General features: G+C 55.1%; 12 protein-coding genes. 5 read left to right on the forward strand and 7 right to left on the reverse strand.

Annotated features, from left to right (window positions below; genetic code table 11):
- The first annotated feature begins 19 nt into the window (after nt 1–19).
- On the forward strand, nt 20–841 hold the full coding sequence (gene tcdA, locus HV213_RS06280; RefSeq protein ID WP_181485062.1) for a tRNA cyclic N6-threonylcarbamoyladenosine(37) synthase TcdA: 822 nt from the start codon (nt 20–22) through the stop codon (nt 839–841).
- 96 nt (nt 842–937) lie between these two features.
- Here tcdA and csdE read toward each other — a convergent pair whose 3' ends face one another.
- Nucleotides 938–1,369, reverse strand: coding sequence for a cysteine desulfurase sulfur acceptor subunit CsdE (gene csdE, locus HV213_RS06285; RefSeq protein WP_181485063.1), 432 nt, complete (start codon nt 1,367–1,369; stop codon nt 938–940).
- A complete protein-coding gene (csdA, locus tag HV213_RS06290; RefSeq protein WP_181485064.1) occupies nt 1,369–2,574 on the reverse strand; it encodes a cysteine desulfurase CsdA in 1,206 nt (401 codons plus the stop codon). Before csdA ends, csdE begins: the two co-directional genes overlap by 1 nt.
- Nucleotides 2,575–2,771: 197 nt before the next feature.
- Between csdA and HV213_RS06295 the strand changes: the two genes are divergently transcribed.
- From HV213_RS06295 to rlmM, 4 genes are all read left to right on the forward strand, one after another.
- On the forward strand, nt 2,772–2,996 hold the full coding sequence (locus tag HV213_RS06295; RefSeq protein WP_014226620.1) for a YgdI/YgdR family lipoprotein: 225 nt from the start codon (nt 2,772–2,774) through the stop codon (nt 2,994–2,996).
- Nucleotides 2,997–3,622: 626 nt separating this feature from the next.
- Nucleotides 3,623–4,540, forward strand: coding sequence for a glycine cleavage system transcriptional regulator GcvA (gene gcvA / locus HV213_RS06300; RefSeq protein WP_181485065.1), 918 nt, complete (start codon nt 3,623–3,625; stop codon nt 4,538–4,540).
- A gap of 19 nt (nt 4,541–4,559) precedes the next feature.
- Nucleotides 4,560–4,955, forward strand: coding sequence for a DUF423 domain-containing protein (locus HV213_RS06305; RefSeq protein WP_181485066.1), 396 nt, complete (start codon nt 4,560–4,562; stop codon nt 4,953–4,955).
- The gene (gene rlmM / locus HV213_RS06310) at nt 4,948–6,048 is read left to right on the forward strand and encodes a 23S rRNA (cytidine(2498)-2'-O)-methyltransferase RlmM (RefSeq protein WP_110275899.1); all 1,101 of its coding nucleotides are present in this window, start codon (nt 4,948–4,950) and stop codon (nt 6,046–6,048) included. Before HV213_RS06305 ends, rlmM begins: the two co-directional genes overlap by 8 nt.
- 61 nt (nt 6,049–6,109) lie before the next feature.
- Here the strand turns inward: rlmM and fucR are convergent, their stop codons facing one another.
- From fucR to fucP, 5 genes are all read right to left on the reverse strand, one after another.
- Nucleotides 6,110–6,820 carry an L-fucose operon activator gene (gene fucR, locus HV213_RS06315; protein WP_181485067.1) on the reverse strand — a complete coding sequence of 237 codons (711 nt, stop codon included), beginning with the start codon at nt 6,818–6,820 and terminating at the stop codon, nt 6,110–6,112.
- Nucleotides 6,821–6,877: 57 nt separating this feature from the next.
- Nucleotides 6,878–7,300 carry an L-fucose mutarotase gene (gene fucU, locus HV213_RS06320; RefSeq protein ID WP_181485068.1) on the reverse strand — a complete coding sequence of 141 codons (423 nt, stop codon included), beginning with the start codon at nt 7,298–7,300 and terminating at the stop codon, nt 6,878–6,880.
- A 1-nt stretch (nt 7,301) separates the two neighbouring features.
- A complete protein-coding gene (gene fucK / locus HV213_RS06325) occupies nt 7,302–8,720 on the reverse strand; it encodes an L-fuculokinase (protein WP_181485069.1) in 1,419 nt (472 codons plus the stop codon).
- 100 nt (nt 8,721–8,820) lie between these two features.
- Nucleotides 8,821–10,596 (reverse strand): L-fucose isomerase, encoded by a 1,776-nt coding sequence (fucI, locus tag HV213_RS06330; protein ID WP_181485070.1) that lies wholly within the window; start codon nt 10,594–10,596, stop codon nt 8,821–8,823.
- 114 nt (nt 10,597–10,710) lie between these two features.
- Entirely contained in the window at nt 10,711–12,063 is a 1,353-nt protein-coding gene (gene fucP / locus HV213_RS06335) for an L-fucose:H+ symporter permease (RefSeq protein WP_181485071.1), read from the reverse strand.
- Nucleotides 12,064–12,074 lie beyond the last annotated feature (11 nt).

Consider the following 12,074-nt stretch of genomic DNA (forward strand, 5'->3'; position numbering starts at 1 on the left):
CCACTAATTCTGAGGTTCTATGTCTGTTGTAATCAGCGATGCCTGGCGTCAGCGTTTTGGCGGTACGGCGCGTTTATATGGTGAAAAAGCGCTGCAGTGTTTTGCCGATGCGCATGTCTGTGTGGTCGGCATCGGCGGTGTGGGCTCATGGGCGGCGGAAGCGCTGGCGAGAACCGGGATTGGCGCGATTACCCTTATCGATATGGATGATGTCTGCGTTACCAACACTAACCGCCAGGTTCACGCGCTCGACGGTAACGTCGGTCTGGCGAAAGCGGAAGTGATGGCGGAACGCATTCGCCTGATCAACCCCGAGTGTCGGGTGACGGTGGTGGACGATTTTGTCACCCCGGAAAACGTCGCTGAGTATCTGGGCGTGGGTTTCAGCTACGTGATTGATGCCATTGATAGCGTGCGCCCGAAGGCGGCATTAATCGCATACTGCCGTCGCTATAAGGTGCCGCTGGTTACCACTGGCGGTGCGGGCGGGCAAATCGACCCGACGCAAATTCAGGTCGCCGATCTGGCGAAAACCATCCAGGACCCGCTTGCAGCCAAGCTGCGCGAGCGGCTAAAAAGCCAGTTTGGGGTGGTGAAGAACAGTAAAGGTAAACTGGGCATTGATTGCGTCTTTTCCACCGAAGCGCTGGTGTATCCGCAGGCAGACGGCAGCGTGTGCGCGATGAAAAGCACCGCCGAGGGTCCAAAACGGATGGATTGCGCATCCGGATTTGGCGCGGCAACGATGGTGACCGCGACCTTTGGTTTTGTCGCCGTGTCCCATGCATTGAAGAAAATGCTGGCGAAGGCGGCACGTGAAGCGGCGGCTTCTGCCGGGTAATTCCCCGGAGGCGGTGCTGCGCACCTGTCCGGGCTACAAAACCGCACGAACTCGTAGCCCGGGCAAGGCGCGTTAAGCGCCGCCCCCGGGATGAGGTTAAACCTCGCGGGCGGCGGTGAGAACCGCTTCGCTCAGCGCATTCAGCCCCTGGCTGCGCGAGGCGCTGAGTTGGCCGCGCAGTCCCAGCTCATCAAATAGCGTCAGCGGGTCCCGTGCCAGTAGTTCTCCGGCGTTTTTCCCCTCAATGGCGGTTAATAACACCGCCAGCATGCCGCGCACAATGCGGCCTTCACTATCGCCGTAGAAATGCAGTTTGCCCTCGGCATCAATGAAATAGCCTAGCCAGACGCGGTTTTCACACCCGGCAATCTCTTTGGCACGGGCTTTCAGGTCGTCCGGCAGCGCCGGAAGCTGCTTACCGAGTAAAATCAGCTGGCGGTATTTATCCTCCCACTGGGTGAGTGGAGTGAAGGTCTGGCGCAAGGCCTCTTCAGTAATGCGGGTACCAAAAGGGTGAGAAGTCGTCATCAATCCACCAGTATTTGCAGGGCGCGGTCAACGGCGTGCACCAGCGCATAAACATCGTCTTGCGTATTATAAGGCGCGAACGAGGCTCGCAGGGTACCGCTGACGCCAAGCGCCGCCAGCAGCGGCTGAGCACAGTGTTGACCGGCCCGCAGGGCGATGCCGGACTCCGCCAGTAGCGTGACCATGTCGCTATGGTGCACGCCGTCAAAATCAAACGCCAGCAGGCTGGAGTCCTGGCAGCGGAAGGAACGGAAGCCCGGACGCTTTGCCAGCTCCTCTTCCGCCAGCGTTGCCAGGCTGCGGCTCCAGTTTTCCGCTTGGGCAATATCGGTTTCTTCCAGCCACTCCAGCGCCGCGCTCAGGCCAATTACTCCGGCGATATTTGGCGTTCCTGCTTCGAAGCGGTAAGGCGCAGGCTGGGTTTTAAAGCCGTCGAAGGTGACTTCAGTAATCATTTTCCCGCCGCCGAGCCAGGGCGGCATCTCGGCCAGCAGTTCGCTTTTGCCATACAGCGCGCCAATGCCCGTTGGCCCATAGAGCTTATGGCCCGAGAAGGCATAAAAGTCGATATCCAGCGCCTGCACGTCCGCCGGGAAATGCACCGCACCCTGTGCGCCATCCACCATCACGACCATATCGGCAGCGTGGGCCAGACCAATCGCCAACGCCAGATCCGGACAGCCGCCGGTGACGTTGGACATCTGACCGATCGCCAGCACCCGGCTGCGCGGCGTAATCAGCGAGCTCAGTTGAGCCACATCCGGCAGGCGATTGGCCGCAAGCGGAAGCTTCACCACCCGGGCTCCGGTCTGCTCTGCGACCATTAGCCACGGAACCAGATTGGCGTGATGCTCCGCCTCACTGACGATAATTTCATCGCCCGGCTTCAGGCGCGGACGGACGTAGCTCTGCGCCACCATATTTATGGCCTCGGTGGTGCCGCGCGTCCAGACAATATCCTTGCCGGAAGGGGCGTTAAGCAGCGCCGCCACGCGCGCGCGCGCGTCTTCATAGCGTTCAGTTAACCGCTGGGCTGCGGCGAACTGGCTGCGATGGACGTTACCCGCGCTGAGGCGATAAAACTGGTCGCTGGCCTCGATCACCGCCAGCGGCTTAAGCGCCGTCGCTGCGCTATCAAGATAGACGCCAGCATCGGACAGCGCCGGAAACTGGGCGCGAAATTGGACGGGGTTGAATGCGTTCATGAGCTCCTCATATTGATTCGGCGATCGTCGCGCAAATCGGCTGGCGATACAAGGTTTCTGCTAGCGAGTGGAATTTTCTGAATGTGACTTCGGCGGTGTAAAAGATGGTTATGCTAAATAGTGTTGGGTTTGCGTTTTAACCTGGTGATGAATGAATCATAAACAGTATAAATAGTCGTAAGGAGAGAAAGATGAAAATGAATAAGACTGCCGCCATTATTTCTGCCTGTGTGCTGACCTTCGGTCTGAGCGCCTGTTCTTCCAACTACGTGATGCACACTAATGACGGGCGCACCATTGTGACGGACGGGAAACCGCAAACGGACAATGACACTGGGATGATTTCCTACAAAGATGCCTGGGGCAATAAGCAGCAGATCAATCGTTCTGACGTAAAACAGTTGGGCGAACTGGATAAGTGATTGGCGTATATACCCTAAATAATTCGAGTTGCAGGAAGATGGCTAGTGAGCGACAAATTCGTCGGGAACGAATTTGACCAGCCGAAGGCTGGCCTCCGGTGAGAGGCAGGAGCCTCTCATTAATCCCCTGGAGCTTACTCGAGTATGTGACTGGGGGTGAACGACAAATCTGTCTGGAACAGATTTGAACGCTGTGTAGCGGCGGCCCGTAAGGGCGAGGCTCATGGATGAGCCGAGTAACGTAGCCAACGCACAGGCAACTTGAAGCATGACGGGTATAGCAGGCAAAAAAAAGCACCGCGCATTGCGGTGCTACATTAAATCACTATGGACAGACAGGGTAAATGTACAGGAAGTGAAAAAGGGGTAGCTTAGCTACCATGGTCCGCACACACACAGACCAATTGCAAACACAACAACACAACATCACAACCGTAAGCCAAAAGCTTGTTGGAACACGCATTCCAAAAAAAGCTCTTCGTTCCGGCTCAGGAAGTGCCGCCACTATAGGTATTTGCTGGTAGAACCTCAACGGACAAATTATAATGGCTCAGATAAAAAAAACTAATAGGTTAACTGTTGTTTCCTGTTTGTTAAATTGCCTTAACATCTAAGCCAGAATAACTATGTCAAAGCGTTTGCCACCTCTGAATGCATTACGTGTTTTTGATGCAGCCGCACGTCATCTCAGCTTCACTCGCGCTGCCGATGAGCTTTTTGTGACCCAGGCCGCAGTCAGCCACCAAATCAAGTCACTGGAGGATTTCCTCGGCCTCAAGCTGTTCCGTCGACGCAATCGTTCTCTTCTTTTGACGGAAGAGGGACAGAGCTATTTTCAGGATATTAAAGATATTTTTTCCCAGCTCACCGAGGCGACCCGCAAGCTTCAGGCACGAAGTGCAAAAGGGGCGTTGACCGTCAGTATGCTGCCCAGTTTTGCCATACAGTGGCTGGTGCCGAGACTCACAAGCTTTAACTCAGCTTATCCGGGAATCGATGTCAGAATCCAGGCGGTAGACCGTCAGGAAGACAAGCTGGCGGATGATGTTGACGTAGCGATTTTTTATGGCCGCGGCAACTGGCCGGGGCTGCGCGTTGAAAAATTATACGCCGAATATCTGCTCCCGGTTTGCTCGCCATTGTTGCTTACCGGCGACAAAGCATTGAAAACACCTGCTGATCTGGCGCAACATACGCTGTTACACGATGCTTCCCGTCGCGACTGGCAAACTTATACCCGCCAGTTGGGTCTAAACCATATTAATGTGCAACAGGGACCGATTTTTAGCCACAGCGCAATGGTGCTGCAGGCCGCAATCCATGGACAAGGTGTCGCTCTGGCCAACAACGTGATGGCGCAGTCCGAGATTGAGGCAGGCCGTTTGGTCTGCCCGTTTAATGATGTTCTGGTCAGCAAGAATGCGTTTTATCTCGTTTGTCATGACAGTCAGGCTGAACTGGGTAAAATAGCTGCCTTCCGCCAGTGGATTCTGGCAAAAGCGGCTAATGAACAAGAAAAATTTCGCTTTCGTTACGAACAATAAATCATTGTAGGGTAATCACATGACCAGCCGTTTTATGCTGATATTCACCGCGATAAGCGGTTTTATCTTTGTGGCTCTGGGCGCTTTTGGTGCGCATGTTTTAAGTAAAACGATGGGCGTTGTGGAAATGGGCTGGATCCATACCGGCCTGCAATATCAGGCTTTCCACACGCTGGCAATTTTTGGTCTGGCGGTGGCGATGCAGCGCCGTATCAGCATCTGGTTTTACTGGAGCAGCGTGTTTATGGCGCTCGGTACCGTTCTTTTTAGCGGCAGCCTGTACTGTCTGGCGCTATCGCATTTACGCCTGTGGGCGTTCGTTACGCCGGTGGGAGGCATCTGCTTCCTTGCCGGTTGGGTATTAATGTTAATTGGTGCAATTCGTCTGAAACGTAAGGGCGTTGTTCATGAATAAAGTTGTCCTCTATTGTCGCCCTGGGTTTGAGAAAGAGTGCGCAGCAGAAATTACCGATAAGGCTGGCCGCCTTGAGGTATTTGGTTTTGCCCGAGTCAAAGATGACTCCGGCTATGTGATTTTTGAGTGCTATCAGGCCGAAGACGGCGAAAAGCTGGTGCGTGAACTGCCGTTCAGTTCGCTGGTGTTTGCTCGTCAGATGTTTGTTGTCAGCGAGCTGCTGCGCGACCTGCCGCCGGAAGACAGGATCACCCCGATTGTCGGCATGCTGCAGGGCGTGGTCGAAAAAGGCGGCGATCTGCGCGTTGAGGTCGCTGATACCAACGAAAGCAAAGAGCTGATGAAGTTCTGCCGTAAGTTTACGGTACCGCTGCGTGCGGCGCTGCGCGAGGCGGGGGTGTTGACCAACTATGAAACGCCAAAACGTCCGGTGGTGCATGTGTTCTTTATCGCCCCCGGTTGCTGCTATACCGGCTATTCGTTGTCCAATAACAACTCGCCGTTCTATATGGGTATTCCGCGCCTTAAATTCCCGTCTGACGCGCCGAGCCGTTCAACCCTCAAGCTGGAAGAGGCGTTTCATACCTTTATTCCGGCAGATGAGTGGGATGAGCGTCTGGCGAACGGCATGTACGCGGTAGATCTCGGGGCTTGTCCCGGCGGCTGGACCTATCAGCTGGTGCAGCGCAACATGTGGGTCTCCTCGGTGGATAACGGCCCGATGGCGCAAAGCCTGATGGATACCGGGCAGGTGACCTGGCTGCGTGAAGATGGCTTTAAATATCGTCCGACGCGCAACAACATCTCATGGATGGTGTGCGATATGGTGGAAAAACCGGCGAAAGTGTCGGCGCTAATGGCGCAGTGGCTGGTAAACGGCTGGTGTCGTGAAACTATCTTTAACCTTAAGCTGCCGATGAAAAAACGCTATGAAGAGCTATCGCGCAACCTGGCTTATATTCAGGAGCAACTGGACGAGCACGGTATTAACGCGCAAATCCAGGCGCGCCAGCTGTATCACGATCGCGAAGAAGTGACCGTTCACGTGCGCCGCCTGTGGGCTGCCGTCGGTGGTCGTCGCGACGAACGCTAGTTTTGTCGATTTTGCAGGCCGGATAAGGCGTTAAGCTATTATCCGGCACTGCAAATAACCGTTATGACTGCGACACATCAGAAACAATATGCGTTACATCATTCAGATGGCCGATCCGCGCCTCCCCCGAACGATTAAATTTGCTCTTATCAATCAGCAGTAACGATTGCGAAGCCCGCTTCAGCAGCAGCGATTTAAAATCGGCATTGACCGTATTCGAGTCCCAAAGCGCACCGTCGCTGTCGATGCCTTCACACGAAAAAATAAACAGGTCGATTTCCAGCGATTTGAGCTGCGAGATAAGCGACGAGCTGACGTAACAGCCATATTTGCGCTGGAGCGTACCGCCGGAGCAGGTGAGCTGAATATTTTCGCGCTTGCTCAATTCCTGGCAAATCGGCTGGCTATTGGTAAACACATGAAGGTCGATATCCGGCAGCTGGCGGGCCAGATACCAGCAGGTTGAGCTGGCATCAAGGGCGATAACCATCCCTTCTTCTATCCACGCAAGGGCTTCACGCGCGATATCTGCCTTGTGGGCGTAATGGCTTTTAAGACGGATGTGAAAAGGGTCGCCGCTGTCCTGGTTTTCCCGATGAATCACTTTTGCCCGACCGTGGTTGCGCAGCACTTTCCCCTGGGACTGGAGTTCGCTGAGGTCGCGACGAATGGTTTCCCGGCTGACGTTAAGCTGTAGCGATAAGGCTTCGGTGGTCAGGCTGGTATGGTTCATGAGCAGGTCTAGAATCGCTTGCTGTCGTGCCGCTTTCATTTTTCTCACCCTGGCGTTCGATGAGCGCCCGCATTGGACGGGCGCTGCGGCATGAGATTACGGCGTTACCCCTTTTTTTAAAAGAATATTCCCGTACTTGGCACGCTCACCTGTGATAACGATCGCAAAGGCTTTTTGCGCCCGCTCGTAGAAGGCAAAGCGGTCGATGCGGGTGATATCCGGGCAGGATGCGGGGCCTGAAAGCGCATCGCGATAGCGCGTTTCAACCTGCGGGTCGAGCGTATCGCCTTCTACCGCAGCCATCATCACCAGCGGCGGGGCGTAGCTGTCGAGTTCAAATAACGGAATAATGGCTTGCAACAGATCGCTAACTAACAGCCCGTCGGCGCGAATCACCTGCGGCCCCATGCTGTGTGCCGGGAAGTGGGCATCGGAAAAAATGATCTCATCCCCATGTCCCATTTCCGCCAGCACTTTCAGCAGTTCTGGAGAGATTAACGGTGAAATAGTCTTTAGCATCTCAAATTCCCTCAATCAGTTCGGGTTCGGTTTGCGGATAAAAATAACGGTATTCGTAGCTCACCTGTGCTCTGGCCTGTTCCGGGCTGGTAAATTCACCGACGCCGTACCAGCCGAACATTGCAGCTCCGGCCACGGTGGTTTCGGCATCATCCAGCACCTTAATCGGAATATCGAGCATATTGGCTTTGATCTGATTCCACAGTGCGTTACGGCTGCCGCCGCCAACCAGCAGCAGTTCGGTCGCTTTAAAGTGGCCAATTTTTTGTAGCGTTTGCAGGTTGCGCGCAAGCTGTTCCGTTAACCCTTCCAGCGCAGCGCGATAGAAATGACCGCGAGTGGTGTTGAGCGTGACGCCCTGCCAGCCCGCGTTTTGGCAGGCGAGCAGGTCGCACTGCATCTTCACACCTTCAGCACCCTCAGGAATAACCCGTGCCTCATCAATCAGCGTCTGCCACGGCGTTTCCGACGTCCACAGCAGCTTGCGCACCCATTCGAGCACGCCGGAAGCCAGCCATTGCATGCCGGGATTATAGAGATCTACCTGGCTATCCAGCTCGCAGGTGGAACCTGCATAGTGGCTAAGCAGCGGCGTGTTGACCTGGGCGCTGCGCACCATCAGTATTTCCCAGGTGCCGGATGAGAGTACCGGTTCATCCTGCTCTGCGCCCGCGCCAAACAGCGCAAACTGCGTGTCGTGTCCGGCGGAGATAACTGGAATACCTGCGGGTAAGCCCAGTAAGTTCGCGGCATCAGATTGCAACGTGCCTATTTTCTCGCCCGCTTCGACCAGGCGGGGAAAGAGGCGGCGCGGCAGGCCGGTGGCTTGTAAGATTTCCGGGCTGAAATCCCGCTGGTGGATGTCCAGCATCTGGCTGGTGCCCGCCATAGTGATATCGGTGGTGAATTCCCCGGTCAGTCGGTGGTTGATGAGCGAGGAAATAAACAGCCAGGCGTGGGCCTGCTCCAGCAACTGCGGGTGGTTCTCTTTCAGCCATATCAGCTTGTACAAGGTGTTGAAGCTAAACGCGCCGACGCCGGAGATTTGCTGGAGCTGTTGCGGGGGCATAAAACGGCTGATGCTTTCCATTACCGCTGCGGTGCGCGGGCATTTCCAACTGATCACCGGATAGAGCAGCTCGCCGTGTTCATCAACCAGCGCGCCATCGACGCCGAAGGTGGTGACCGTGATGCCGCGAACCCGACAGGAGGACAGCTCGCTGCGAATCAGCCGACAGCACTGTGCGAAGCGTTGCACAATGGCCTCCAGCGACCACTGGTGCCAGGCGCTGTTCTCCACGGCAATATCGCTGGCGTTTGCGGTGGCGGCACGGGCAATAATTTTCCCTTGTCGGTCAACGGCAATCGCCCGTACGTTGGTGGCGCCGCAGTCGAGGACCAGGATGACGTCTTGTTTCATATATAACTCCATAAACGTCGCCGGATGGCGCTGCGCTTATCCGGCCTACGGTTCACGCGCCCGTAGGCCCGGTAAGCTTGCGCCACCGGGCAAAGCCGCATTAACGTTTATACAGCGGGCCATAGTTCTGGCAGGCGCGGTAATCCTGACCTTCTGTGTCCATGCCGTGCGCAGACCAGGTGGAAGGGCGATAAATTTTCGCCTCTTCGACGTTATGCATGCACACCGGAATGCGCAGCATAGAAGCCAGGGTGATAAAGTCGGCGCCGACGTGGCCGATGGTCAGCACGCCGTGGTTAGCGCCCCAGTTTGCCATCACTGAATAGACGTCGGAGAACGGGCCTTTACCGGTCAGGCGCGGTGCAAACCACGTGGTAGGCCAGGTGGAGTTGGTGCGGGCATCAAGCTGGTCGTGCATCTCTTTCGGCAGCTCAACGCTCCAGCCTTCGGCGATTTGCAGTACCGGACCAATGCCTTTGATGATATTCACGCGGGTCATAGTGAACGGCACGCCGCCTTCGGTCAGGAAGCGGGAAGAGAAGCCGCCGCCGCGGAAATATTCATGAATCGCCGGGCACCACTCGGTGGCAGCCAGGCAGTCGTCGGCTTCTTTCTGGCTGATCTCCCAGTGCGGTTTCATCGTTGGTTTGCCGTTGCCATCACGCTGTTTGCAGGAGCCATCCAGCGCCGCAGAGCCGGAGTTAATCAGGTGGATGATGCCGTGCTCGGCGAGGCCGGTGAGCGGTTTACCGGTGACGCGTTCAACGGCGTCTGGCGACCAGTAGGTACGGACGTCAGCGAACACCTGGGCGGTGCCGGTTAACTGATGCCCCATCAGCATGGCAACGCCGTTCAGGCTGTCGTTTTCGGTGGCGACGACAAAGGGTTCACGCACTCCATTCCAGTCAAAAGAGCTGTTCAGCAGGGCTTCGGCGGTATCGCCGTTAGGGTATTGATCGGTCCAGTGACGCTGGCCCTGGAAGCCGGCGGCAATGGCGTTATAGCCCAGCGACTCTTCCACCAGCCCTTTTTCCGCCAGCTTCTTGTTGCCCTGCATCATGTCGCGGATGCACATCGCCATCAGCAGGCTCTCTTTGAGCACCGCGCGGCTCTGCTCTTCATTACGCTTATACTGCTGCGCGTTCTGGTCTTCGCCATAGCGGAAGTTTTTGTCCGCCCACGCCAGCGCCATCTCCAGCTCGGCTTCGTCATAGATTTTCTGATCGATACGGCGGCGCAGTTCGGTCATATCCACCGCCTGCACCTTCATGCCCAGCCAGGATTCGAAGAAGTTGTGATCGACAATGGAACCGGCTATCCCCATCGACACGCCGCCGACGGAAAGATAGCTTTTGCCTTTCATGCTGGCGACCGCTAAACCGGCGCGGGCAAAGCGCAGCAGTTTTTCTTCGACATCTGCCGGAATGGAGGTGTCATCGGCATCCTGCACGTCATGGCCGTAAATGGAGAATGCCGGAATGCCTTTCTGGCTGTGCGCTGCTAGTGCGGCGGCAAGATACACCGCGCCTGGGCGCTCGGTGCCGTTAAAGCCCCAGATGGCTTTCGGGCGCAGAGGGTCCATGTCGATCGTCTCGCTGCCGTAGCACCAGCACGGAGTGACGGTAATGGTGACGCCAACGTTGTGGCTGCTGAATTTCTCTTCACAGGCGGCGGATTCGGCCATTCCCGCGATACAGCTATCGGCGATCACGCATTCAATTTGTGCGCCGCAGGCGTGGCGGAGTTTCTCGGTGATAAGCGCGGCGGTGGCTTTCGCCATATTCATGGTTTGCTCTTCCAGCGACTCGCGCACTCCCATGCGACGTCCATCAATCACCGGGCGAATACCAATTTTCGGTAAGCTGATTTTTTTCATTATAGATTCCTCACGTTATTCGGATAAATGTTTATACCCGTCATACTTCAATTTGCTTATGTGTTGGCTACACTCGCTCACCCCTGTCACATAGTTATCTATGCTCCAGGGGATTCACTCCCTTGCCGCCTTTAAGCAACTCGAATTATTTTGGGTATAGTTAGCTGCCGTTTGTGAACGGAAACGGGCAAAGATGAAGATGATGGCAAAGCAAAGTGCCGGAATGAGCTCTGCGGTCGTAATACTGCCTGCGGCGTCGCTGACAAAACCCATGACCGGGGTAACGATGCCGCCGCCAATGATGGTCATGACGATGAAAGAGGAGCCGTATTTGGTGTCCTGTCCCAGATTTTTAATACCCAGCGAGAAGATGGTCGGATACTGAATCGACATAAATGCGCTGCACAGCGTCAGGGCCAACAGGCCGATTTGGCCGCCCGTGAAGGCTGAAATCAGGCACAGGATCATGGCAAGCAGGGCGTAGGCTGCCAGGACTTTATGCGGCGCGAAGCGGCTGACAAGCCAGGTGCCGGTGAAGCGACCGATAAAGAAGCACACCATGGTGCCGGTCAGATAGTTGGCGGCAAAGCCTGGGGTCATGCCGGGGATCTCTTCGATAGCGTAGCGAATCAGATAGCTCCAGCAGGCGGTTTGCGCGCCGACGTAGCAGAACTGCGCCAGCACCGCCCAGCGCCAGTGGCGAATGCGCACCAGGCGGGAAAAGGAGGCTGAAAATGAACTCTGTCCGACATCACTATGATCATCACTTTGCAGGGCTGGGAATTTGGTAAACATAATCAGCAGAGCGACCAGTAAGACGACCGCGACGATGATCATATAAGGGGTTTGTACCGATAACACCAGGCTGTGCTTATAGGCGCTGAGCTGTTCGGGCGCCATTTTATCGAGCACTTCCTGAGATTGATGCGGCACGTTAGACAAAATAAGACTTTGCCCAAAGACGACGGCGATAATGGCACCAAAAGAGTTAAAAGTTTGCGCCAGATTAAGTCGGAAGTGTCCACCACTTTCTGGCCCTAAAACGGTAACAAAAGGATTCGCCGCCGTTTCCAGACAACCTAAACCTGCGGCGATAATAAATAATCCAATCAGGAATAAGGTGTAGTTCATCACTTCGGCGGCTGGCCAGAATAATGCTGCACCTAAAGCATATAAGAATAATCCGGTAATAATTCCTGCTTTGTAACTTAATTTTTTCATCAATATCCCGGCAGGGATAGGAATGACGAAGTAACCAAAATAAAAAGCGGATTGGATTAGTCCGGCCTGAAAATTAGTTAGCGTAAAAGCTTGTTGAAATTGGGGTAATAAGATGTCATTCAGGTTGTTGGCGACCGCCCAAAGGAAAAATAACGAGCACAGTAAGGCGAAGGGAATAATGTAGCGCTTGCTTTTCCCTGTATCTACCGCACGAAAACTCTGCGTTTGTATTGTTGTGTTTCCCATAGCATCCTCAT

It is taken from the genome of Klebsiella sp. RHBSTW-00484 (assembly GCF_013705725.1).
Classification (GTDB): domain Bacteria; phylum Pseudomonadota; class Gammaproteobacteria; order Enterobacterales; family Enterobacteriaceae; genus Klebsiella.

What these genes read in the sequence shown, in the direction of transcription:
- tcdA (WP_181485062.1), top strand. Translation starts at nt 20, where the DNA reads ATGTCTGTTGTAATCAGCGATGCCTGGCGTCAGCGTTTTGGCGGTACG.
- fucU (WP_181485068.1), bottom strand. Translation starts at nt 7,300, where the DNA reads ATGCTAAAGACTATTTCACCGTTAATCTCTCCAGAACTGCTGAAAGTG.
- fucR (WP_181485067.1), bottom strand. Translation starts at nt 6,820, where the DNA reads ATGAAAGCGGCACGACAGCAAGCGATTCTAGACCTGCTCATGAACCAT.
- gcvA (WP_181485065.1), top strand. Translation starts at nt 3,623, where the DNA reads ATGTCAAAGCGTTTGCCACCTCTGAATGCATTACGTGTTTTTGATGCA.
- csdE (WP_181485063.1), bottom strand. Translation starts at nt 1,369, where the DNA reads ATGACGACTTCTCACCCTTTTGGTACCCGCATTACTGAAGAGGCCTTG.
- HV213_RS06295 (WP_014226620.1), top strand. Translation starts at nt 2,772, where the DNA reads ATGAATAAGACTGCCGCCATTATTTCTGCCTGTGTGCTGACCTTCGGT.
- csdA (WP_181485064.1), bottom strand. Translation starts at nt 2,574, where the DNA reads ATGAACGCATTCAACCCCGTCCAATTTCGCGCCCAGTTTCCGGCGCTG.
- fucI (WP_181485070.1), bottom strand. Translation starts at nt 10,596, where the DNA reads ATGAAAAAAATCAGCTTACCGAAAATTGGTATTCGCCCGGTGATTGAT.
- fucP (WP_181485071.1), bottom strand. Translation starts at nt 12,063, where the DNA reads ATGGGAAACACAACAATACAAACGCAGAGTTTTCGTGCGGTAGATACA.
- rlmM (WP_110275899.1), top strand. Translation starts at nt 4,948, where the DNA reads ATGAATAAAGTTGTCCTCTATTGTCGCCCTGGGTTTGAGAAAGAGTGC.
- HV213_RS06305 (WP_181485066.1), top strand. Translation starts at nt 4,560, where the DNA reads ATGACCAGCCGTTTTATGCTGATATTCACCGCGATAAGCGGTTTTATC.
- fucK (WP_181485069.1), bottom strand. Translation starts at nt 8,720, where the DNA reads ATGAAACAAGACGTCATCCTGGTCCTCGACTGCGGCGCCACCAACGTA.